The following is a 22,798-nucleotide window of genomic DNA, read 5'->3' as shown; positions in this document are numbered from 1 at the left end:
GAATTAATTAATCTAATGGCTATGCCTGTATCTGTGGTTACGGTAAAATTAGCTGCCTTTTAAAACTCCATGGTCGTTATGAAACTCAATCCAAAACAAGATGAAGCAGTAAAATATATTAGTGGTCCGTGTTTAGTACTCGCGGGTGCAGGCTCAGGTAAAACCCGCGTAATCACTAACAAAATTGCTTATTTGGTGCAAAAGTGCGAGTACAAAGCACGTAATATTGCTGCGGTAACGTTTACGAATAAAGCGGCCAAAGAGATGCGCGAGCGTGTATTACAAACGCTTAATAAGCAAGAAGCGAAAGGGCTGTGGGTATCAACCTTTCATACCCTAGGGCTTGAAATAATTAAAAAAGAGCTCAAAACGCTTGGCTTTAAAGAAGGTTTTTCGCTGTTTGATGACCAAGATACTAACCAGCTGTTAGGTGATTTAACCGAAGACGAGCTTAAAAAAGACAAAGACCTACTTAATCTATTAAAAATGCAAATAGGCAGCTGGAAAAACGAATTAATCTTGCCAGAGCAAGCCATACGCGAAGCACGTGATGCGCAAAAGGCGTTATTTGCGCAGCTTTACGCGCGTTATCAAAATCAGCTGCGAGCATATAACGCACTGGATTTTGACGATTTAATAATGATCCCCACCTTATTACTGAGTAGTAATGCCACCTCACGAGAGCGTTGGCAGCAACGATTTAGGTATTTGCTGGTGGATGAATATCAAGATACCAATACCAGCCAGTACCAGCTTGTTAAGTTATTAGTAGGCGAGCGAGCGCGTTTTACTGTGGTAGGGGATGATGACCAATCTATTTATTCATGGCGCGGAGCCCGCCCCCAAAACTTGGTACTGTTAAGTAAAGATTACCCCGGCCTTAGGCTCATAAAGCTTGAGCAAAACTACCGCAGTGCCCAGCGCATTCTAAAAGCAGCAAATATTTTAATTGCCAATAACCCGCACGATATCGAAAAAAAGCTATTTAGTGAACTTGGTTACGGTGAGCCGATTAAAGTGATTGGCTGTAGGGATGAAGAGCATGAGTGCGAGCGAGTTGTTGCTGAAATAATTTCTCATAAATTTATGAAGCGCACCAGCTATAAAGATTACGCTATTTTGTATCGCGGTAATCACCAGGCGCGCGGTTTTGAAAAATCATTAATGAGTAACCGCATTCCCTATAAAATTAGTGGCGGAATGTCGTTTTTTTCGCGTTCAGAAATTAAAGATATTATGGCGTATTTACGCTTGTTGGTTAACCAAGACGACGATAATGCTTTTTTACGCATTGTTAATACGCCGCGCCGTGAAATAGGCACCGTTACACTTGAAAAGCTAGGCACACTTGCAAACGAAAAGCACCAAAGCTTATTTGCCACCTGTTTTGATAACGACCTAGGCTACCGCCTTAAAGGGCGTGGCTTAAATGCGCTTTCGGGGTTTGCACGTTGGGTTGTTGAGCTTTCAGATAATGCAGTGCGTAGCGATACGCTCGAAGCGGTAAAAGACTTGGTACGTAATATTAACTACGAAGCGTATTTATATGAGTCATCGCCAAGTGCCAAAGCGGCAGAAATGCGCATGAAAAACGTCTCTGAGCTGTATCGTTGGATCACCGATATGCTCACCGGAGATGCCGATAACGAACCGATGACCTTACCTGAAGTGGTCAGTAAATTAACGCTTCGCGATATGCTAGAGCGTAACGAGGAAGAAGATGAGTCTGATGCGGTACAGTTACTTACTTTGCATGCATCTAAAGGCTTAGAATACCCGTACGTATTTATGGTTGGGATGGAAGAGGGGTTATTGCCACACCAAGTAAGTATTGACGAAGAAAACGTAGATGAAGAGCGCCGTTTAGCATACGTAGGGATCACACGGGCCCAGCAAGAGCTGACACTAACGTATGCAAAAATACGTCGTCAGTTTGGCGAAACCTCACAAACAGAGCTAAGCCGCTTTGTGCAAGAGTTACCGCAAGATGACCTAGCGTTTGAAAACAAAAAAGCCCCAAGCTCGCAAGCTGAGCGCATGGAAAAAGGCCAAGCACGGGTCGCTAACTTAAGGGCGATGCTGAAAAAACCTAGTTAATAGACTGCGCGGCGTTGTTATTAGCCGCTACTGGCTCCGATAAGCCTTGCTGCTTAGCAACAAATAAGTTTAGTCCGTATTTATCTAGCAAGGCTCTAAAGTTGAGTATAGAAGGGCCTTTGGCAATAACTTTTATGCCTTTTAGCTGAGTGATTGCCAGTACACCTTGTAATTGCAAGTTAAAGCTTTCTTGTTGCAGTACGCGTTTACTAAAGGTTGAGCTAAGTAGTACATAATCGAAGGTAATGTCGGTCAGTGCATTTAGCTCACAGCGGTCTTTTGCAAAGTTATTTAAGCCAATGCTGTAGCCAAGCTGCGAGAGCTTTTTAAGGTTTTCTAGCTGAGTTGCACAGGCGTAACGTATTTCTTGGTCGTCAAACAATAAACACAGTTGGCTTTGCCCTTGCAGCTTACTTAATACCTCAGTAAATAAATTAAATTCAAGCGCTTCTAAAAGTAGCCCTGAGCATGGCAATAACACCATGGCTACATTTGCCGCTAAGGCATGGGAATAGGCGTGTTGTAATAGTTCTAATTCAACTTGGAGGTGCTGCTCTTTATCGGTTGCAAACTTTTTCAGTACTTCAAAACTGGTATAGCCTAATACAGGGTGTTCACCAAAGGCTTCAAATAGTGATTCTGATTGCTGTTGTTCATCAAGGTTTATAATATCTGCACTTCTAAAACTCATCGGGAGTGAATCAAGATGGTGCTGTGCTGGAGATTCTGCACTTGTTAGTGTTTGTGTTAATAGTGGGTGGAACAGCTCATAGCGGTCGCGCCCTGCATTTTTAGCGTAATACATAGCAGCATCGGCATCGCGAATAATTTCATCGGTATGCTGATAACTTGAATTTGAGTACGTTATACCAATACTTGCACCACTTTGAATGCAGGTACCTTTGCTGCAAAATGGCTTTTTCATTATATTAATAATGCGATCAGCTACATCTTCTGCTTGTTGTAGCTCTGTTAAGTGGGTAAGCAAAATTACAAATTCATCACCACCAAGGCGAGCGAGTAAATCGTGTTCGCGAATACAATGCGAAAATAAATCAGCCACACTTATTAAAAATTGATCGCCGGCATGGTGACCTAGTTGATCGTTTATATCTTTAAACTTATCTAAATCAATAAATAACACAGCAAAGTGATGATCAGGAAAACGATGGTAATGCTGCAGTGTTTTTTCTAGCTGGGTTAAAAACAAGCTGCGGTTAGGCAGGCCTGTTAATGAGTCGTGATGCGCATCATGATAAAGCTGTTGCTCTACTTTTTTACGCTCATCAATTTGCATTTGTAAATGTAGGTTAGCTTGCTGCAGCGCTTTTGTTTTTTCGTTAACTCGATACTCTAACTCTTGGTGGCTAGATTTAAGTGCTTGAGTGGCTAATTTTGTTTGTAAAACCGTGGCAATTTGGTGTGATACAAACGTAATAAGCTCGCAGTCATCGTTGCTAAAAATATGATTGTTATTATACGCTTGGCATACTATTAAGCCGATAACCCCTTGCGATGTTTTAAGCGGCGCACCTAGCCAGCTGGTGGCCATTTGCTCTTTAGGTACAGGTGTAGAGCGTTGTACTACACCCTTTTTTAGTAACTCTCTCGCTCTGCTTGGGTTAATAAGCTGAGTTCGCTCAGTACTAATTACTAATTCACTATACCCTTTTGCAAAACGCCTAGGCTTTGCCTCTGATCTATATTCGTCGGCGTAATATGGGAAGTCTATCCACCCAGTTTTCTTATTATAAAGAGCGATATACAGATTATCAGCATATGTAATCGTTCTAATTATTTGATGAATTTTTAAATAAGCATCATTAAGATTTTTTGCCTGTGTGGCTATTTCTGAAATCTTAAATAGGATCTGCTGTCGTTGAGAAGCACGTTTACGCTGCTCAACTTCTATGTTGAGCGCTTCGTTGCTTTGAGTAAGTGCACGTGTACGAATTTTAACTTCAGATTCAAGAAGTTCACGTTTCTTTACTCGCTCTATAGCAGTGGCTAAATAAAGTGACATGACCTCTAAAAGCTGAATTTGCTGAGAGCTGTAGTATTTTTCAGTATCATAGCTTTGCGCAGCAAGTACACCAATAATATGCTCACCTTGGTAAACTGGTACGCCCACCCAATGCTCTGCTGGCGTGCCCAGCGCTTTGAATAAGCCTCGGTCTGCGGCGTCTCGCATTTGTTGCTTAGTAAAATACGTTGTTTTACCTTCCTTAAATACATAGCCCGTTGCACCTTCATCGAAACTATTTGCTTGATGAAGCGGTACCGAAATACCATCTTTCTCATCTGCAAAATAAGATAGTTCAAGTGAATTGCTATATTCGTTTAATAGTACAACATAGAAGCTTTTACTGGGTACGTACTTTTGTAAAATATCGTGGATGGCTGGGTATAAAAGTATTAATTCAGCCACAGTACTAGCTTGCTCTGATAGTTGTATCAGGGCATTTTGTAAGTGGTGGGATTGTCTGTACTTTTCAAGTAGTGCTCTAAGTTTCTTATTTTGGTGCTCTAATTTACTCGGTTCAGTTCGTTTATCTTCCAATGATAGTAGCCGATAGTTATTATTGTATGTTTATTAGCCATATGATTTCATTGTTCAGGTCTATCGTCAAGTGACTATCACACTAAAACTTGCTATTAAAACACTAAAAGTGGTACAGAAAGGCTTTCCTAATTAACTTAAGTCAGCCTTATCGGGTTTATGGTTATTTAGATGTCATGAAATCAATAGCTGCGCTAATCTCATCATCAGAACAATCCATACATGTTCCTTTTGGCGGCATCGCATTAAAACCGTTGATAGCGTGATCAAGCAGTACATCTTTACCTTTAGCGATACGCGGTGCCCAGTCATCAGCTGATTTAGGTGCACCTAGTGCGCCAGTACCGTGACAGGCAAAACATGCGCCTTGGTACACTTGCTCACCAGAGCGAGGGCCAGTAGGAGCTGCGGCTGCAGCAGCTTTCTCGCCTTCAAGATAAACAGCGCCAACTGGTGCTAAACGTTTTTTAATCGCATCTTCAGTCATAGAGTTATCATATGGCTGTGCGTATGCGGTGGTTGCTAGCACTAATAATGCTGCAGCTGATAGTTTTTTCATTTTGCCTTGCTCACTTCGATTTGAACGTGATCAATCACGATTATAGATGACGGAAATTAAACCGATTATACCTTTGTGTAACAATTTATAAAACGCCCACTGATGTTTTTATCAATAAAACTGACTAATTTTTGCGTTAACGCAATAAAATTGCATGTTTCAGTTAACAAACATTTATAATCGGTGGCTTAGTAAATCACTATTTAAGCTAATGCTAGTACGTTTTTAACCAGTTTTTCGATCCCCGCATCGGCATCTAAAATAGACTGCGCCAGCATATAAGCAGGGGTGGTAACGAGTTTATTGTCCTCATCAATCACAATATCATCAACCGCACAGGCTGCGTGTGTAGAGCCTAGCTGGGTTAAAGCGCTTGCGGTCTGTTCATCATTACCTATGGTTAAAGTAGCATTGGGATATATAAACGGAATTAAAGCCGGCGCAATACACATGTAGCCAGCGGCTTTTTGTGCATTAGCAAATTGTTTACAGGCCTCTAATACTAGGTCGTTTATCTGCGCATCAGCGCCTTTAACGGCAAAATCACATAAGTTTTTAGCGGCGCCAAATCCCCCTGGTACTATTAACGCATCAAATTCAGATGCCTTTAATTCGCTTAATGATTTTATATCACCACGGGCAATGCGTGCTGCCTCGGTGAGTACATTACGGTTGCTTGGCATTTCTTCACCTGTAAGGTGATTAATAGTGTGAAGTTGTTCTATATCAGGAGCAAAACATTGATATGCAGCACCGTTTCTAGCTATGTGCAGCAGTGTTAATACTGCTTCGTTTATTTCACTGCCATCGTACACACCACAGCCGGCTAATATTACAGCTATCTTTTTCATGCTTTTGTGCTCCTTAAGTATTTTAAATAAGTCGTTTGGATGAAGTTTAACACGGGCCAAAACACACACTAAAATAATTTTTTAGTTTAAAAAGTATTCGCAGTGCAAGTTGTATTGCGGTTTATGCCATTTTTGCCTGTGCGCTCATAAAAAAAATTATAAAGGATCGCTATGATCTTTGATCCATTATGCTAGAATACTCCTCCGGTTATTTAAATGGATACAAATAACTAAAGTGACTAACAGCGGATGTATCAGTTAGAAAACCTTTTTCCACATTGGTTTTAAAATAATAAAAAAAGAACCTCGTATTATCTTTTTTAAACAAAACAAGCAGTTATTTATTTTTCTAAGCATTTTATTATGCATTGGAGGAATAGCTCGTGGCTGTTATCTACAAAGTTATCCACAGGTTGCTCCGCAATAATTATGGCTACTAAGCGTAATTCACTGTCGTTTTATTCACAACCTTATGGCATGCTTGTAATAATATTACTTTTTTGTATTTAGGATCCAAATTCACCATGGCTCAGATCCCCGAAAACCCGCTAATTTTAGTTGATGGCTCTTCATATTTATTTCGTGCTTATCATTCTCCACCGCATTTAACCAACTCTAAAGGTGAAGCAACTGGCGCTATTTATGGCGTGGTAAACATGCTTAAAAGTTTGATCAAACAATATGATCCGAGCCACATGGTGGTGGTGTTTGATGCCAAAGGCAAAACGTTCAGAAACGATATGTATAGCGAGTATAAAGCTAACCGTCCACCTATGCCTGACGATTTACGAACGCAAATAGCGCCACTGCACAGTATTATTAAAGCGATGGGCTTTCCGCTAATTAGTATTGAAGGGGTTGAAGCCGACGATGTTATTGGTACGTTTTCGCGAATAGCAACTGAGCAAAAGCGCCATGTATTGGTTTCTACAGGCGATAAAGACATGGCTCAGCTAGTTAACGAGCATGTTACGCTAATCAATACCATGACCGACAGCATTTCAGATCCTCAAACCGTTGTTGAAAAATTTGGTGTGGGTCCTGAGCTAATCATCGACTATTTAGCGCTAATGGGTGATAAGGTTGACAACATCCCAGGTGTTGAAGGCTGTGGACCTAAAACAGCTGTTAAATGGCTTCAAAAATATGGATCGCTTCAAGGTGTAATTGATAATGCCGGCGATATTAAAGGCAAGATTGGTGAGAAGCTTGCAAATGCCCTTGATCATTTACCACTTAGTTATGAACTTGCCACCATTAAATGTGATGTTGAGGTAGAGTCAGACCTAGATACCTTTAAAGTACAAGAGCCAAATAAAGATGAGCTTATTGCACTGTATGGTGAGTGTGAGTTCCGCCGCTGGTTAGCTGAGCTGCTTGATAACCCTAAAGATGCAGAAAAAGCGCTCCCTACTGAGGCAAATGAACTGCCAAAAGTAGAAGATGCTCATTACGAAACTATCTTAACCGAATCACAATTTGATACGCTTATTGAGCAGCTAAATAGCGCTGAGTTATTTGCCTTTGATACCGAAACAACCAGCCTTGATTACATGCAAGCGCAGTTAGTAGGTATGAGCTTTGCTGTAAAAGCAGGCGAAGCTGCTTACTTACCAATTGCACACGACTACCCGGGTGCACCAGAGCAATTAAGCCTTGAATATGTAATGCAAAAGCTTGGGCCAATCCTCGCCGATGCTAACAAAGCTAAAGTAGGGCAAAACCTAAAATACGACAAGAGCGTACTGGCTAATGCAGGCTATGAGCTCAATGGCATTAAGTTTGATACTATGCTTGAGTCGTACGTATTTAATAGCGTGGGCACTCGCCATGACATGGATTCATTAGCGCTTAAATACTTAGGCCATAAAAACATTAGCTTTGAAGATATAGCCGGCAAAGGGAAAAAGCAGCTTACCTTTAATCAAATTGAGCTTGAGCAAGCTGCGCCTTATGCAGCAGAAGATGCCGATATTACACTGCGTTTACACCAAGTACTTTGGCCAAAATTAGAAGCTGATGAGAAGTTAAAGTCAGTATTTGAAACAATAGAAATGCCATTAGTGAATGTTATTTCTGATATTGAACGCACCGGCGTAGCAATTGATAGCAACATGCTGGCGGCGCACAGCCAACGTTTAGGCGAGCGTTTACTTGAACTTGAAAAAGAAGCGTTTGAGATAGCTGGCGAACCATTTAACCTAAGCTCGCCAAAGCAGCTGCAAGTACTTTTATTTGAAAAACTTGAGCTGCCAGTCATTAAAAAAACACCTAAAGGTGCACCTTCAACGGCTGAAGAAGTGCTACAAGAACTTGCCCATGACTACCCATTACCTAAGGTGATTATTGAGCACCGTGGTTTATCTAAGCTTAAATCAACCTACACTGATAAATTACCATTGATGGTTAATGAGAAAACACAGCGCGTGCATACTTCTTATCATCAAGCTGTTACGGCCACAGGGCGTTTGAGTTCTACCGATCCTAACTTACAAAATATCCCTATTCGTTCTGAAGAAGGACGCCGTATACGTGAGGCATTTGTAGCGGCACAAGGCTATAAAATTGTGGCTGCCGATTACAGTCAAATTGAGCTGCGTATTATGGCGCATTTATCGCAAGACAAAGGGCTACTAAATGCCTTTGCTAATGGGTTAGATGTGCACAGTGCAACCGCTGCTGAGGTATTTGGGGTTGAGCTAGAGGATGTAACCACAGATATGCGCCGTAAAGCTAAAGCAGTAAACTTTGGGTTAATTTACGGCATGTCAGCCTTTGGTTTAGCGCGTCAGCTTGATGTACCACGCCACGAAGCGCAGCACTACATAGATAAATACTTTGAGCGTTTCCCTGGGGTACTTGAGTACATGGAAACAACCCGCGAAAAAGCGGCCGAGAACGGGTACGTAGAAACTATTTTTGGGCGTCGTTTACACTTACCCGAAATTAATGCACGTAATGGAGCTCGCCGTAAAGGCGCCGAACGCGCAGCAATCAATGCACCAATGCAAGGCACAGCCGCTGATATTATTAAAAAAGCAATGTTGAGCGTGCATAGCTGGGTTAATCAACAAGCTCCCAATACCATTAAGTTACTTATGCAAGTACACGATGAATTGGTGTTTGAGATTAAAACCGATTGTGCGCAAGCATACACAAAGCAGATTTGTGAGCTAATGTCGCAAGCGGCTAGCTTAGATGTCCCTTTAATTGTAGAAGCTGACGAAGGTGAAAACTGGGAACAAGCCCACTAACCTAAAACATGCTTATATTTTAAAGCGCTGCAAGGCGCTTTTTTATTACCTCTAAATAACTCACTCAATTAAGCGAATCGATATAAGTATTTCTACGCGTAAACAAAGTTTAGTTAAAAGTAGGTTAATTTAAGCAACTATTTGTATTAAATAGTTATATGTTCGTCAATTCGAACTATTTTGGCGGAATATCATTGTATTTTTATGCGCGCTTTTGCTAAAGTGCGCGCGTCCTCATCCTGTAGGACATCCTGTTGATGATGCATCTGAAAAGGTGCAACAAATTGATAGCTTCTCCCCAGTTTGCTATATCGGCCTGCTTGTTTTAAGCAGGCTGCTTTTTCTTCCTCATTAGATTGCCCTTTAAAGCTAAATAGCACCGCTAAGCGCTTTTTTACTATTCACACTTTATGCTCATTTATGCTTATTATTTTTTGTGCCATACCTTGTGCGCCCTCAAACGGGTATATGTATAAAGCAGTTATAAAGCAAACGTAGGCAAGTAAAGCTATCTCACGCAATGATTAGCGTGGATGTTGCGGTATGCCCCTAAAAAGCATCAGTTATAGGCTGCTATATCGTTATTAATTTTTTAATAACAGTACGGGCTAAGTAATTTAGCGCCGTCTTTAATTTGAGGTGGTTTGCCCCTATTTCAGGTGATAGTATCGAAAGCGCTATTATTCTCATTTTATTTTAGGAGTGCGTTATGTTTAAAACGTTAGCCATTATCGGTTTATCGTTATCAAGTGTTGCTTTGTCTAATGCCGCTCATGCAGATTGGCAGCTAGTCAATGACAAGAGCCAATTAAGTTTTGTTTCTATCAAAAAAGACTCGATTGCTGAGGCACATCATTTTACTAACCTAGAAGGAACACTTTCAGACAGTGGTGCTTTTAGTGTAAATATAGACTTAACCTCTGCAGAAACACTGATCCCTATTCGCAATGAACGTTTAACTCAATTTGTATTTGAAGCGGCTAAGTTTCCTCATGCAGTTTTAACCGCGGATTTAAAAAAGCAATTAAGTAATATTAAAAAGCCGGGCCAGCATGTATTAAAAGAGGTTGATGCACAGCTTGATTTTCATGGTAATAAAAAGCCATTAAAAATAAATGTACTTGTTAGCAGTGCCGAAAATGGCGATTTAAGCGTGTCGTCGTTTACGCCTGTGATTGTAAATAGCCAAGACTTTGGTGTGACCGAAGGCGTTAAAAAGCTACAGCAATTAGCTGGTTTGCCTGGAGTTGCTACAGCCGTACCAGTTACTTTTGCGCTAACACTTAAAAAACAGTGATCTCGTTAACGGCGCTTAGTAAGCAATTAAGCGAGCCTAGCAAACCGTTTGATAGTTGGCAGCCTACCGAGTGTGGTGAGCTGCCGATTATGATTAACGAGCATGGGCAGTGGTTTTACGATGGCAGCGAAATTACTCGTCCTGCGATGGTAAAACTGTTTGCCAGTGTTTTATGCAAAGAAGGTAAGCAGTTTTATTTAAAAACACCCATCGAAAAAATAGCGATAGAGGTGCAAGATGCGCCTTTCGTTATCGTAAGCTGGCATATTGAAAGCACAGCGCAAGGGCAGGTTATGTGTTGTATAGATAATTTAGCACGGCAATGGTTAATCAGTGCTGAGCAGCCTCTTTATATAAAAAACTATAAAAATGCAGCGGTGCCTTATTTGCAATTACCTTATGGGTGTAGCGCGCGGGTATCACGAAGTGTGTTTTATCAGTGGGCTGAAATAGCCGACGCTGATGAGCGCGGCTATTTTATAAAATCAGCAGGGGGAAAGTTTTATCTTTCGTAGGTGCTTATTTTTAAGCGTCTGAGCTGTCTTCATCACTTTGCGGTGGTGCAACAGCCACAATTGGCCCTAAATACCACTCATCTAGCTTTTTAGCGACTTCCGGTAAACCTGTTCCCTTAAGTGATGAAAAAGCGTGTACAGTAATATCACCGTCTAGTTCACTTAATTCACGGCGTACTTGCAGTACTTGTGCTTTACGCGCACCTTGCTTGAGCTTATCGGCTTTAGTTAAAAGCGCCAGTACTGGGATTTCGCTGCCAATAGCCCAGTTAATTAGATCTTTGTCTAAATCTTTTAATGGGTGGCGAATATCCATTAATATAACAATACCTTTTAAACTTTGACGTTTTTGTAGGTACTCACCCAGTGACTTTTGCCACTTCTTTTTCATTTCAATAGGTACTTTAGCAAAACCATAACCGGGTAAGTCTATTAAGCGCATATCATCTACTTCACCTAATTCAAAGGTGTTGATTAACTGCGTACGACCTGGCGTTTTACTGGTACGTGCAAGTTTTTGATCTGTCAGTGCATTAAGAGCACTTGACTTACCTGCATTAGAGCGACCTGCAAACGCGACTTCAATTCCCGTATCAGCAGGTAATTTAGTGATGTCTGGCGCGCTTGTTACAAAAGACGCAGTATTATATTTGATACGAGATTTGAGCACAGGCTCTCCTAAAAACGTAAAAGTTAATCTTATTGAGCTAAATTCACTCAGGGCGCGTATTTTATACTATAAAGGATGTATTAAAAAGCGTATTTAAACACCTAAAAACTCTATAAATGGCACTATTAAAGCTGCTTAAAGGTTAATCTAGGTCAAAACCCTATAAATTATAAGCTTAATATGAGTAGAAAACGTGCCAGAGAATTTTTTATCGTGTAGAATACATGAATTACAACATCCATATTGTAGATGATACAGGGTCGGAAACAGAGAATTCACCATGAAAAAAATAGCACTATCTTTAACAATATTGCTTGGTGCGTTGTCAGCAAGCAACGCAACAGCATTTGATGGCGATGTAAACGCAGGTAAAGAAAAATCAGCAACGTGTGCGGCTTGTCACGGCCCAGACGGTAATGCACCGGTTAATATTTACCCTAAACTTGCAGGCCAGCACCCAGATTACATCCTTAAACAACTTAAGGATTTAAAATTAGGTATGACTTCAGGCGGTAAAGAAGGCCGTATGGATCCTGTAATGAGCGCGATGGCTATGCCACTTAGCGAACAAGACATGAAAGACCTATCTGCTTATTTTTCTTCATTGAACATGACTGAAGGCGCCACCCCAAAAGACGTGGTTGAAGTTGGTCAAATGCTTTACAAAGCAGGCGATGCTGAACGTGGTATTCCGGCTTGTGCGGCGTGTCATGGTCCGCGAGGCAATGGTTCGTCTCTTGCTAAGTTTCCTAAAATTTCTTTTCAGCACCCAGAGTACATTAAAGCTCAGCTAGAGAAGTTTCGTGATGGAACCCGTAAAAACGACCATAACGGTATGATGCAAGATATAGCGAAAAAGCTAACTGATAAAGATATTGAAGTACTATCTCAATACTTAGGTGGCTTACACTAAAGTCGTATTTATTTAGTATTAGCTAGTGTAATACTATGTAATATGATTAAAAAGCAGCTTGCGCTGCTTTTTTTGTGTCCACATTTTAACGATATCACCCTTTAGTTTGTGAGACATTTGCCATGCTCTTTTGTAAGAAATAACTTATTTTAAAAATATTTTTACAGTTAAATTTATGTTTATTATAAATTTTTTGTTTTTTATATATGCTCTATGTAAGAAAAATTATATAAACCAGTTGTAACAAAAATATTAACGGGTAAATTAACCACTGTCGCAAAACAACAATAACAATATGGATTATGCTAAAGGAAAATGGCGCGACACGACTGAATAGCACATTGATGGTGCTACAAAAGGAAATAACAAGAAAGCGTCAGGATGACCGTAAATAATAAAATCTCAAGGAAGTTTAATAATAAAAACAAAATGGAATGTAACAAGGAAGGTTAAAATAATAACAATACGGACTGATAATAATAAAAATAATAAAGACTAAAAAAAGTCGAAGGGAGAAGTGTCCAGATAATGGCGCTCAGATTAGTAGGCGGTAGAGATGTTTTCTCTACCGCCTTTTTATTTGTCCTGTTACAATACCCACCGTTTAGCAATAAGCTAATGCGCTAATTCAACGAGCAACCCAAGCTTTAATGCGCAAATCGAATTCTTCTGGCTAGGCCAGCACTGCGATGCTCATGTTATGTGCCTCGCTCAAAACCTCTTAAGTGAGATGATCAAGATATGAGTAGAAAGAAAAAATCACGCAAAATTCCTTCAAACGGCCCTGTTCGTTTAAGCCAAGATAAGCTTAAAGAAATGCGTGCGTTAAAAGAGCAACGAGTTAAAAAACCAAAGGGTGCTAAGCCTGGTTCTCGTAATGCACCTGAGCTATTAGATAGCGATACTAAAAAAGCAAACTCAGCGCCAAAAGATAAGCGCGTCGGCAGTAAAAAAGCCGTGCCTTTAGTGGCTAGTGCACCACAGCCGCAAGTAGAAATGAAGCGTAACTTAAAGCCAACAGTTGAGCTTAAAAAGGTTACAGAGCCAGAGCTTACGCCTGAGCAAGAGCTAGAAGCGCTTGAAAACGATGAGCGTTTACTTAAGCTCGTTGAGCGCCATGAGCAAGGTGAAATGCTGACGGGTAAAGATGCGAAGTACTTTAATAGCCGTATTGCTCGCCACCAAGTGCTTTGTAAGTTACTAGGTATCGAAGATGAAGACGAAGACGAGTTTGAAGATGATTTTGAAGATAATTTCGAAAGCGACGGTAACTCAGATTTCGATAAGTACCTTTCAGATGATTTAGCCAATGAGTGGCTAGATGATGATGACGACAAATAGTAAGGGCGCTTAATGAGTACCGCAGTGATTGTAGCCTTGTTTGTAGGTGCTGTTATTATTGCTGGCTTAGCATTTTATGCAGGTCAGTTGCTCTATAAGCTTAACGCGCAAAAAAAGTTAATTGCGCAAAAGCAAGCAGAGCAACAGCAAAAGCTTAAGCAGTCGCGCTTAAAGCGTAACGCTAAACTTGCAGATAGCATTCATCTAATTGCTCGTGCAATGGCTGAAGAGCAATGTGAGTACTCTGAAGGCTGTTTACGGATTTGGGTTTTAATGTCTCAGTACGCTTTTGAAGATGAGCGAGATTTAACGCTAGCGTACCCAGGCATTTATAAAATGTATAACGTTGTGAAAGAAATGCCGACCCACGATGCACGCAAAAAATACTCTAAAAAAGAGATTTTTAAGCAAGATACAGCACGTTGGCGAGCTGAAGAAAACTTTAGTGATGAGATTAAAGCCGATTGCGACAAAATCATTGTTGAGTTTAAAGCTGCGCCGGGCAGCGAAAACATCGTGTTTAATTAAACCCTATAGAAAATACAAAAAGCAGACTCCGGTCTGCTTTTTTTATGCCTGCTTATCGACACGTTTTTACCACCTCAAACGTGATAAGCAAATTGGTATAGCACTAATTAAATCACACGTGAGAAACGGGTTTTACTTATTTGCTTTTGTAAGTGAGCATCAAAGCACATACATATAATACGAATAAATAGATTTCCGCGAGGCGTGACGCGTATTACCTTATCGTTTATATGCACCATGTCATCGTCTATTAAAGGCTTTAGCGCTAACAGCGCATCCGCAAAATACTCATTAAAATGTATAGAATGCTTTTTCGAAAATGCGTGTGTGTCTAATTCAAACTGGCAAATAAGTGATTTAATAGCCTCCGCGCGTATTACATCATCGTGCGTTAAATGCATTCCTTTATGTATAGCACTGCCGGCTTGCGTTTCTATTTCGTGATAATAATGCTTAAGCACTTTTTGGTTTTGTAAAATGGCCGTGCCAATTTGCGAAATAGACGAGACCCCTAAACCTAATAAGTCGCAATTACCGTGAGTAGTATAGCCCTGAAAGTTGCGATGTAACTGCCCTTTATTTTGCGCGACTGCAAGTTCGTTGTCGGCTTTTGCAAAATGATCCATACCAATAAACTGATAGCCTGCAAAGGTCATTTGCGCCAAGGTGTTTTTAAACATGGTTAGCTTGTCGTGGGCACTGGGTAAGTCAGCCTCTTTTATTTTACGTTGCGCTGCAAAGCGCTCTGGTAGATGCGCGTAATTAAATACAGAGACTCTGTCTGGGCTTAAGGCAATTAATTGCGCTATTGTTTTTTCAAAGCTTTGGGGTGTTTGTTTAGGCAGGCCATAAATCATATCTGCATTTATAGACTTAAAGCCAAGCTCGCGGGCTTGGGTTATCAGTGTTTTAACGGTATCTACTTGCTGTGTGCGGTTAACCGCTTGTTGTACCTCATCGTTAAAATCTTGAATACCAAAGGATACGCGGTTAAAGCCTAAAACCCGTAAGTGTATAAGCATATCTTTAGCAAGGGAGCGTGGGTCTATTTCAATGCCTCGCTCAGTGTTGCGGGTAAAGTGAAAGTGCTGCTCTAATAAGTTAATTAAGCGCGTCATTTGCTTTACAGTTAAAAAGGTTGGCGTACCACCCCCTAAATGCAATTGCTCCACTGTGTAGTGTTTAAATAAAGGTGCATGCGCTGCTATTTCTTTTGTTAAATAATCTAAATATACATCGGCTTTAGACTGATGGCGTGTGATCACCTTGTTACATCCGCAGTAGTAGCAAAGCTCACTGCAAAATGGGATATGAATATACAAAGAAAGTGAGCGACTAGATGATGATTTTATAGCGCTAACAAGGTCTTGTTGCTGATACCCCTCGCTTAAAGATAAAGCGGTAGGGTAGGAGGTATAGCGCGGCCCTGACACGTTATACTTATTTATAAGAGTTTGATCCCATTTTGGAAGCTTTATCATCACGCGCACCTTATGTATTAATGAGGTGTTGAGTATAAAAAGCTTTTAAGGGAGGGGTTTTGATCTACAACAAAAAAGGTGCCTAAGCACCTTTTTAAAATAGTATTTTTTGCTAATACGTTATGTTGTGGGCATCTTTTAAGTATTGAAACAATTCTTTATAGCCCTTGCCTGGCTTTTCAGCTTTAACTTCTTTAGCGGCGTTGCGTACCAATTGGCGCATTTTTTGGCGCTCTAGGGTCGGGTATTGCTCAATAGTTTCGTTAATTAAATCATCGCCTTGCTCAATTAAGTCGGTACGTAATTGCTCAATTTTTTTAATTAAAACCTCAGCTTGGTTATTTTTATTAAGCATTACATCAATAATGGCTTTAATTTCTTCAACGTTTTCTACTGTGCGTAGCGTTTTAGCAATGTAATTTAAGTGGCGGCGGTACGCATCGCTTTTATTACTGATTTTATCAGCAACTACCATGGCTGCTTTCAAATCGTCATTGAGTGGTAAGCGTTCGCGTTGCTTTTTCCCCATTTTAGCAATTTCAGAACCTAACTGATGAAACTCTTGCGCGTCGCGCTTTAGTTCACTTTTTGATACGTAAATAATTTCTTCTTCAATTTCAGCAGGCTTGCCTTTTTTCTTCGCCATGGGGTGCTCTTAAGTAAAAATAACTTTTGCCATTATACGCGATTCTTTTAGTGATTAATATTAGCTGATGTGGTGCAGTGAGTGTGTTAGCATTTAAAGATAAGAAATGCGTGCAATATTGCCTTAAGGCTCAGGACTTAATTTATGAAAAGCCAACAACACGATCCAATTTATTCTCAAATCTCTCAAGTAAAAGATGCCGTAGCTGAAGTGCTCGAGCATGCTAAAAAATTGGGTGCCACTGCCGCAGAAGCTGCTATGTCTAGTACATCGGGTTTATCGGTAAGCACACGCATGGGTGAAGTAGAAACCATAGAGTTTAACCAAGATGGTGGTTTAGGTATCAGTGTTTATGTAGGGAATAATAAAGGCTCGGCGTCTACTGCTGATCTAAACCCAAAAACACTGCGCACGGTAGTAGAAAAAGCCATTGATATTGCCAAATTTACCTCAGACGACCCTTTTAATGGTATTGCCGATAAAGAATTACTCGAGTTTGCCCCTAAGGACCTTGATTTATATCACCCGTGGGATGTAAGCCCTGAGCAAGGTATTGAGCTATGTCATGCTGCAGAGCAAGCCGCTTTAAATGCTGATGAGCGTATTGTTAATTCAGATGGTGCAAGTTTTTCATCGCACCAAGGCTTACGTGTGTATGGCAATAGCCATGGTTTAATTGCTGGTTTTCCACGTACGCGCCACAGCATTAGCACTATGGTAATAGGCAAAGAAGGCGAGCACATGCAGCGCGACTCTGCTTATACTGTTGCTCGCGATCAGGGCGGACTTAACGACGCTGCTGCGGTAGGCCTAGAAGCCGCCACCGAAACTCTGGCTAAACTAAATAGCCAAAAGCTGGGTACTATGAAAGTCCCTGTTATTTTTAGAGCCGATATTGCCAATTCATTGTTTGGCCATTTAGTGTCGGCAATTGGCGGCGGGGCGCTTTATCGTAAATCGAGCTTTTTACTCGACAGCCTAGGCACCCAAGTATTTAGTAAGAACGTTAATATTGCTGAGCGTCCTCATATATTAAAAGGATTAGCGTCGTCGCCTTTTGATAGCGAAGGGGTAAAAACGATTGACCGTGAAATTATTCAAGGCGGTGAGCTGCAAACCTACTTATTAGCAAGTTATGCAGCGCGTAAATTAAATATGGCTCCAACAGGCCATGCAGGCGGTATTCATAACTGGTTAGTTGAGCAAACGCACAACGATTTATCGGCTTTATTAAAAACCATGGGAACAGGCTTATTAGTTACCGAGCTGATGGGGCAAGGCGTAAACACCGTTACGGGTGACTACTCGCGTGGAGCAGCTGGTTTTTGGATAGAAAACGGTGAAATTCAGTACCCTGTTAGTGAAATTACCATTGCCGGAAATTTAAAAGACATGTTTAAAGGTATTTCGGCCATAGGGGGCGATATTGAGCGCAGAGGCGGCATTCAAACCGGCTCAGTACTTATAGAGCAAATGCAAGTAGCAGGCGCTTAATAGCAATTTGCAATAATACGTAATTAAGCGAATTGGTATAATATAAAAGCACATATTTAAGCCGAGCATTTAAACGCTTGGCTTAAACGTGCTTTATTTAAATTTTTGAGGTGTTGAATGGCTAAAGATAGGTACGCACCAAAACCCCTGACTGACATTATGGCAGGCCTTAATAATCGCTTATCGGCCTATGCAGGTAAAAGCCAAGCGCTTGATAAGCAACAGGTGTTGCTTAAAGAGTTTTTAGGCCCAAAGCTTGCTGAAAAATGCCGTGTGAGTAATTACCGCGATGGCACGTTGATGATTGAAGCTGTATCGGCGGCAATTGCCCTTAAACTTAATTATTTAAAAATGGATATGCAGTCGCATTTTAGAGCGGCAGGCATGGCAGAGCTCGGACAAATTAAAATTGTTGCAAACCCTCAAGCAACAGCGCGCTTAAGCCCAACTGCAGATAAACCCGGCCCCGCAGGTAAAGCACCTGGCAATTCAAGAAAAATGAGCCAGCAAACTTCAGATTACCTTAATGCCATTGCCGCATCAGCGCCACCTTCGCTGAAAGAAAAGCTAGAGCGCCTTGCTCGCCATGGTAAAAAATAACTCCCAAAAGCGCGATTATGGTTGTTGGTAGGGCTATTTTGTTACCTCGTCTCATAGAAAATACTTTGTTACATATTCTATTTTATTGTTTCTTTAATGGGGTTTATCATACAAATTCGGCGTGTTGTTTTAACCGCCTAAATATTAATTTCATTAAGTGAAAGCATCGCAGGGCGCTTTTATTTTTTCTCTGGCATGCAATAGTTTAATGAAATAGATATTTTATTCTTTACTAACAAACGGAATAATTATGAAAAAAGTAACTATTACCGCTGCAAGTATCGCACTTGCACTGGGCCTAGTAGGTTGCGGTGAAAAACAACAAGAAACGCAAGTGGCCGACACCGCTGCCGTTACAGCACCGGCAGAAAAAACGCTTGAGCTAGGTGTAAACCTTGCCAATATGGATGAGTCGGTTCGCGCACAAGATGACTTTTATTACCATGTAAATGGACAGTGGCTTGCTAAAACAGAGATCCCTGGCGATAAGTCGAACTACGGCTCGTTCACACAATTATACGACGAGTCGCAAAAAGCGATGAAAACAGCGCTTGAAAGTGCCGCTAATAATAGCAGTGCTAAAAAAGGCAGCGATGAGTACAAAATTGGTGCTTTTTACAAAAGCTACATGGATAAAGATACACGTGATGAGTTAGGTATTACCGCTTTACAACCTTCACTTAATACCATTGATAGCCTAGATTCAAAAGCTGATCTTGCTCCTTTAATGGCTAAGATTCAGCAGCAAGGCGCTAGCTTACCATTTGGCTGGTTTGTAAATAACGACGCTAAAAATTCAAGTGAATACGCGCTGTACTTATCGCAATCTGGACTTGGCTTACCTGATCGTGACTATTACTTAAAAGATGATGAAAAATTTACTAAAATTCGCGCATCTTACGAGCAATACATAACCGATATTTTAGCTAAATCAGGCGTTGAAAATGCCGCTGATGCCGCGAAAAACGTTATCGCATTTGAAAGCGCTTTAGCTGAGGCGCAATGGAGTAGAGTACAAAGCCGTGATGCAACTAAGTCATACAATAAAATGACCGTAGCTGAGGCAAATAAGCTAACAGGCGACTTTGATTTAGCTGCATTTTTCAAAAGTGCAGGGGTAGATACCTCAGACATTATTGTACGTCAGCCAAGCTACTTAGAAGGGTTTGCTGATGTGTACAAAGAAACAGATTTAGCAACGTGGAAAAACTACTTAAAGTTTCATTTTGTAAGTGGTTACGCGCAGTTACTGAGCACTGACTTAGTTGATCTTAAATTTGATTTTTACAGCACCACATTACGCGGCGTAAAAGAGCAAGCGCCACTTTGGAAAAAAGCGGTTGATGCATCTAACAGCGTACTTGGCGAAATTTTAGGTAAAGTATACGTAAAAGATAACTTCCCGCCTGAAGCAAAAGCACGTATGGAAGAGCTGGTAGATAACGTTATTAAAGGTTACGGCGTTGCTATTGAAAACCTGGAGTGGATGAGCCCTGAAACCAAGCTTGCAGCCCAAGAAAAGCTAAACAAATTTACCCCAAAAATTGGCTACCCAGATAAGTGGAAAGACTACTCACAGCTGAGCATTAACCCTGATGAATTAGTGGGTAACTACATACGTTACAGCCAGTGGGCTTATAGCGACATGATTGCTAAATTAGGCAAGCCAGTGGACCGCTCTGAGTGGCACATGACGCCACAAACAGTGAATGCTTACTACAATCCAGTAAATAACGAAATTGTATTCCCAGCTGCTATTTTACAGCCACCGTTCTTTAATTTAGAAGCCGATGACGCTGTAAACTACGGTGCAATTGGCGCAGTAATTGGCCACGAGTTAGGTCACGGTTTTGACGACCAAGGTGCTAAATACGATGGTGACGGTAACTTACGTAACTGGTGGAGTGAGTCTGACCTTAAACAGTTTGAAGAGCGTACCGGTGCGTTAGTAGCGCAATACAACGAATATAAACCGTTTGAAGATGCGGGTGTTAACGGCGAGCTTACCCTTGGCGAAAACATTGGCGACCTAGGTGGTTTAACGGTGGCTTATAAGGCGTATCAATTATCGTTAGGTGAGAACAAAGCGCCTGTTATTGATGGCTACACCGGCGATCAGCGCTTCTTTATGGGTTGGTCACAAATTTGGCGTCGTAAGTACCGCGATGAAGAGCTACGTAACCGCTTAATGACAGACCCGCATTCACCAAGTCACTACCGTGTTATCGGTATCTTGTCGAACATGCCTGAGTTTTACCAAGCGTTTGACGTAAAAGAAGGCGACAAAATGTATATCAAACCAGAAGACCGCGTAAAAATTTGGTAATTGATAGCCTGTTAGTTAACTTGAATCTGGTTAAGAGATAAATTACCCAGCTTTTAGGTTAGTAAATAAAAGCCAGTAAGTGTTTAGCTTGCTGGCTTTTTTATATTTAAATACTGAGTACTAATACCAATGCGCAATGATACTTAATTTAGGGCTACTGCATGAGTGTTTTATGCATCCAGCTTTGATTGCTTAAAATATTTTTATACAAAGCCAGCTGGTTTTGCGCACGTTCTAAATTATGTTCTGCATGGGTGGTTTTAAAGTACACGTCGTTATTTAAGTAATCAGTTAAAAACCGCACACTGAGCATTAGCGGCATAACTTTAGCGCCAAGTAGCAAACTTGCTTGCTCTTTGTTGCTAATAGCCGATTTAAGGGGGGCAAGGTAGCCTTTAACAAGGGCTGTAAATACCTCTTTGCGAATAACCACTTTATCAAGGTTAATCGAATCTTCTGGCTCAGCGCAGCAAAATGTGCGCACCATGTCTCCAAAGTCATACAATAAAAAGCCTGCCATACATGTATCTAAATCGATAACTGCTTTAGCTTTATATGTATTGCTGCAATACAGCATATTATTTATTTTAGTGTCGTTGTGGCACACCCGGGTGGGCAAATCGGCTGTTACGTCAGCGAGTTCTTTTACTAAATACTGTTGTGCAATGCAGTAGTCAATGTCGTTTTTACACTGCTGCAGCCGCTCTTTAGTGGCGTTGCTAATAGCTGTATTAAGCTGCTCAAAGCGCATAGCTAAGTTATGGAAGTCAGTAATAACAGGGTAGAGACTTGATGCGTCAAAATCGAGCAAGGCACGTGTAAAGGTGCCAAATGCAAATGCGGCTTGCTGTGCGTGATGGGGCTCTGTAACCACATCTTCGCTAATACTTTGGCTAATAAAATTAAGCACGCGATAGTACGCGTTGTTAATTGTAATAAGGTATTCACCTTGGCAAGTACTTATATGCTTAACAATGTCGAGCGGGTAAGTATTTGCTTGTTGTTTAGCGCTTAGGTGCTGCTCAATTAACTGTGCGTTATTAACCAGTTGTGCTGGTTTTTTAAATACATGGGTATTGAGCTTTTGAACAACAAATTGCTGCGCAGCATTAGTTAACAGCCACGTGGTGTTTATATGTCCGCTGCCTAAAGAGCTCACCTGAGTAAGCTCAGGGTTTAGCGCTAATAGCTCACTTAATTTATTTTGTATTGCTGTATTCATGTGCTTTAGGCGTATCGCGCTTGTATTTTTTCGATAATCTCGGCGTTAGCAGCAGGGAACTCATAGTTACTAAGCTCATTAATAGTGACCCATTCACTTGGTTGCCCTTCGGCGCCATGTGCTTCACCGCTAAAGTTACTCACAACGTGAATATCAAGTTTTACACATTTATCGCCATAGTCATGTTCAATCACCATAAGTTGGCTAGAGCTATGAATGGTAATGCCAACTTCTTCACTTAGCTCACGCTTAAGTGCAGCAAATACGCTCTCGCCAGCTTCTACTTTCCCGCCTGGAAATTCCCATAAGCCACCTTGATGTTGCTCATCAGCACGCTTGCAGATAAAGATGGCGTTATTTTTTTTTATTACGCCTACCGCTACATTTACAATTTTTGTTGTCATGTTTTTTTCTCCATAAAAAAAGCGACGCTAGCGTCGCTTT

18 protein-coding genes are annotated in these 22,798 nt (G+C 41.0%); 10 read left to right on the top strand and 8 right to left on the bottom strand.

Features of this window, described 5'->3' with window-relative positions; genetic code table 11:
- Window positions 1-78 precede the first annotated feature (78 nt).
- A complete protein-coding gene (gene rep, locus PSH41_RS18235) occupies window positions 79-2,097 on the top strand; it encodes a DNA helicase Rep (RefSeq protein ID WP_004589303.1) in 2,019 nt (672 codons plus the stop codon).
- Here rep and PSH41_RS18230 read toward each other — a convergent pair.
- From PSH41_RS18230 to elbB, 3 genes are all read right to left on the bottom strand, one after another.
- Window positions 2,090-4,657 carry a diguanylate cyclase domain-containing protein gene (locus tag PSH41_RS18230; RefSeq protein ID WP_273589785.1) on the bottom strand — a complete coding sequence of 856 codons (2,568 nt, stop codon included), beginning with the start codon at window positions 4,655-4,657 and terminating at the stop codon, window positions 2,090-2,092. The genes rep and PSH41_RS18230 overlap by 8 nt on opposite strands.
- Before the next feature lie 163 nt (window positions 4,658-4,820).
- Window positions 4,821-5,216 carry a c-type cytochrome gene (locus PSH41_RS18225; RefSeq protein ID WP_004589305.1) on the bottom strand — a complete coding sequence of 132 codons (396 nt, stop codon included), beginning with the start codon at window positions 5,214-5,216 and terminating at the stop codon, window positions 4,821-4,823.
- A gap of 203 nt (window positions 5,217-5,419) precedes the next feature.
- Complete coding sequence (elbB, locus tag PSH41_RS18220; protein ID WP_273589786.1) at window positions 5,420-6,067, bottom strand: isoprenoid biosynthesis glyoxalase ElbB; 648 nt, start codon at window positions 6,065-6,067, stop codon at window positions 5,420-5,422.
- Window positions 6,068-6,591: 524 nt separating this feature from the next.
- On the opposite strand from elbB, the gene polA reads away from it, so the two are divergent.
- The 3 genes from polA to PSH41_RS18205 all read left to right on the top strand — a co-directional run bounded on the left by polA (window position 6,592) and on the right by PSH41_RS18205 (window position 11,133).
- Window positions 6,592-9,321: a DNA polymerase I gene (gene polA / locus PSH41_RS18215; protein WP_029773397.1), complete on the top strand. Its 2,730-nt coding sequence runs from the start codon at window positions 6,592-6,594 to the stop codon at window positions 9,319-9,321.
- A gap of 709 nt (window positions 9,322-10,030) precedes the next feature.
- Window positions 10,031-10,618, top strand: a complete 588-nt coding sequence (locus PSH41_RS18210) for a YceI family protein (RefSeq protein WP_064386286.1) — start codon at window positions 10,031-10,033, stop codon at window positions 10,616-10,618.
- Entirely contained in the window at window positions 10,615-11,133 is a 519-nt protein-coding gene (locus PSH41_RS18205) for a DUF1285 domain-containing protein (RefSeq protein ID WP_273589787.1), read from the top strand. Before PSH41_RS18210 ends, PSH41_RS18205 begins: the two co-directional genes overlap by 4 nt.
- 10 nt (window positions 11,134-11,143) lie before the next feature.
- Here the strand turns inward: PSH41_RS18205 and yihA are convergent, their stop codons facing one another.
- The gene (yihA, locus tag PSH41_RS18200) at window positions 11,144-11,803 is read right to left on the bottom strand and encodes a ribosome biogenesis GTP-binding protein YihA/YsxC (RefSeq protein WP_004589310.1); all 660 of its coding nucleotides are present in this window, start codon (window positions 11,801-11,803) and stop codon (window positions 11,144-11,146) included.
- A gap of 280 nt (window positions 11,804-12,083) precedes the next feature.
- Here yihA and PSH41_RS18195 point away from each other — a divergent pair, with 280 nt between their 5' ends.
- The 3 genes from PSH41_RS18195 to PSH41_RS18185 all read left to right on the top strand — a co-directional run bounded on the left by PSH41_RS18195 (window position 12,084) and on the right by PSH41_RS18185 (window position 14,585).
- Window positions 12,084-12,716 carry a c-type cytochrome gene (locus tag PSH41_RS18195; protein ID WP_004589311.1) on the top strand — a complete coding sequence of 211 codons (633 nt, stop codon included), beginning with the start codon at window positions 12,084-12,086 and terminating at the stop codon, window positions 12,714-12,716.
- 741 nt (window positions 12,717-13,457) lie between these two features.
- The gene (gene yihI, locus PSH41_RS18190) at window positions 13,458-14,057 is read left to right on the top strand and encodes a Der GTPase-activating protein YihI (protein WP_004589312.1); all 600 of its coding nucleotides are present in this window, start codon (window positions 13,458-13,460) and stop codon (window positions 14,055-14,057) included.
- A gap of 12 nt (window positions 14,058-14,069) precedes the next feature.
- Window positions 14,070-14,585: a DUF2489 domain-containing protein gene (locus PSH41_RS18185; protein ID WP_004589313.1), complete on the top strand. Its 516-nt coding sequence runs from the start codon at window positions 14,070-14,072 to the stop codon at window positions 14,583-14,585.
- A 107-nt stretch (window positions 14,586-14,692) separates the two neighbouring features.
- On the opposite strand, the gene hemN is transcribed toward PSH41_RS18185, so the two are convergent.
- Window positions 14,693-16,066, bottom strand: coding sequence for an oxygen-independent coproporphyrinogen III oxidase (hemN, locus tag PSH41_RS18180; protein ID WP_273589788.1), 1,374 nt, complete (start codon window positions 16,064-16,066; stop codon window positions 14,693-14,695).
- Between the two features lie 112 nt (window positions 16,067-16,178).
- Complete coding sequence (yjgA, locus tag PSH41_RS18175; RefSeq protein ID WP_004589315.1) at window positions 16,179-16,712, bottom strand: ribosome biogenesis factor YjgA; 534 nt, start codon at window positions 16,710-16,712, stop codon at window positions 16,179-16,181.
- A 144-nt stretch (window positions 16,713-16,856) separates the two neighbouring features.
- On the opposite strand from yjgA, the gene pmbA reads away from it, so the two are divergent.
- The 3 genes from pmbA (at window position 16,857) to PSH41_RS18160 (ending at window position 21,132) form a co-directional block, all read left to right on the top strand.
- A complete protein-coding gene (gene pmbA / locus PSH41_RS18170) occupies window positions 16,857-18,206 on the top strand; it encodes a metalloprotease PmbA (RefSeq protein WP_273589789.1) in 1,350 nt (449 codons plus the stop codon).
- Between the two features lie 117 nt (window positions 18,207-18,323).
- Complete coding sequence (locus PSH41_RS18165) at window positions 18,324-18,806, top strand: DUF721 domain-containing protein (protein WP_004589317.1); 483 nt, start codon at window positions 18,324-18,326, stop codon at window positions 18,804-18,806.
- 250 nt (window positions 18,807-19,056) lie between these two features.
- Window positions 19,057-21,132, top strand: coding sequence for a M13 family metallopeptidase (locus tag PSH41_RS18160; RefSeq protein ID WP_273589790.1), 2,076 nt, complete (start codon window positions 19,057-19,059; stop codon window positions 21,130-21,132).
- A gap of 154 nt (window positions 21,133-21,286) precedes the next feature.
- Here PSH41_RS18160 and PSH41_RS18155 read toward each other — a convergent pair whose 3' ends face one another.
- Both PSH41_RS18155 and mutT read right to left on the bottom strand, forming a co-directional pair.
- On the bottom strand, window positions 21,287-22,354 hold the full coding sequence (locus tag PSH41_RS18155) for a phosphotransferase enzyme family protein (protein ID WP_273589791.1): 1,068 nt from the start codon (window positions 22,352-22,354) through the stop codon (window positions 21,287-21,289).
- 5 nt (window positions 22,355-22,359) lie between these two features.
- Entirely contained in the window at window positions 22,360-22,758 is a 399-nt protein-coding gene (gene mutT / locus PSH41_RS18150) for an 8-oxo-dGTP diphosphatase MutT (RefSeq protein ID WP_273589792.1), read from the bottom strand.
- Window positions 22,759-22,798 lie beyond the last annotated feature (40 nt).

The sequence above is a fragment of the Pseudoalteromonas sp. CST2 genome (assembly GCF_028599385.1).
Taxonomy (GTDB): Bacteria; Pseudomonadota; Gammaproteobacteria; order Enterobacterales; family Alteromonadaceae; genus Pseudoalteromonas; species Pseudoalteromonas atlantica.
Note: the sequence above shows the minus strand (reverse complement) of the source record. Positions and strands in the feature narration are given on the sequence as shown.

Bases quoted from the DNA above. Each gene is read 5' to 3' on its own strand.
- rep (WP_004589303.1), top strand. From the start codon at position 79: ATGAAACTCAATCCAAAACAAGATGAAGCAGTAAAATATATTAGTGGT.
- PSH41_RS18225 (WP_004589305.1), bottom strand. From the start codon at position 5,216: ATGAAAAAACTATCAGCTGCAGCATTATTAGTGCTAGCAACCACCGCA.
- elbB (WP_273589786.1), bottom strand. From the start codon at position 6,067: ATGAAAAAGATAGCTGTAATATTAGCCGGCTGTGGTGTGTACGATGGC.
- polA (WP_029773397.1), top strand. From the start codon at position 6,592: ATGGCTCAGATCCCCGAAAACCCGCTAATTTTAGTTGATGGCTCTTCA.
- PSH41_RS18210 (WP_064386286.1), top strand. From the start codon at position 10,031: ATGTTTAAAACGTTAGCCATTATCGGTTTATCGTTATCAAGTGTTGCT.
- PSH41_RS18195 (WP_004589311.1), top strand. From the start codon at position 12,084: ATGAAAAAAATAGCACTATCTTTAACAATATTGCTTGGTGCGTTGTCA.
- yihI (WP_004589312.1), top strand. From the start codon at position 13,458: ATGAGTAGAAAGAAAAAATCACGCAAAATTCCTTCAAACGGCCCTGTT.
- PSH41_RS18185 (WP_004589313.1), top strand. From the start codon at position 14,070: ATGAGTACCGCAGTGATTGTAGCCTTGTTTGTAGGTGCTGTTATTATT.
- hemN (WP_273589788.1), bottom strand. From the start codon at position 16,066: ATGATAAAGCTTCCAAAATGGGATCAAACTCTTATAAATAAGTATAAC.
- yjgA (WP_004589315.1), bottom strand. From the start codon at position 16,712: ATGGCGAAGAAAAAAGGCAAGCCTGCTGAAATTGAAGAAGAAATTATT.
- pmbA (WP_273589789.1), top strand. From the start codon at position 16,857: ATGAAAAGCCAACAACACGATCCAATTTATTCTCAAATCTCTCAAGTA.
- PSH41_RS18165 (WP_004589317.1), top strand. From the start codon at position 18,324: ATGGCTAAAGATAGGTACGCACCAAAACCCCTGACTGACATTATGGCA.
- PSH41_RS18160 (WP_273589790.1), top strand. From the start codon at position 19,057: ATGAAAAAAGTAACTATTACCGCTGCAAGTATCGCACTTGCACTGGGC.
- PSH41_RS18155 (WP_273589791.1), bottom strand. From the start codon at position 22,354: ATGAATACAGCAATACAAAATAAATTAAGTGAGCTATTAGCGCTAAAC.
- mutT (WP_273589792.1), bottom strand. From the start codon at position 22,758: ATGACAACAAAAATTGTAAATGTAGCGGTAGGCGTAATAAAAAAAAAT.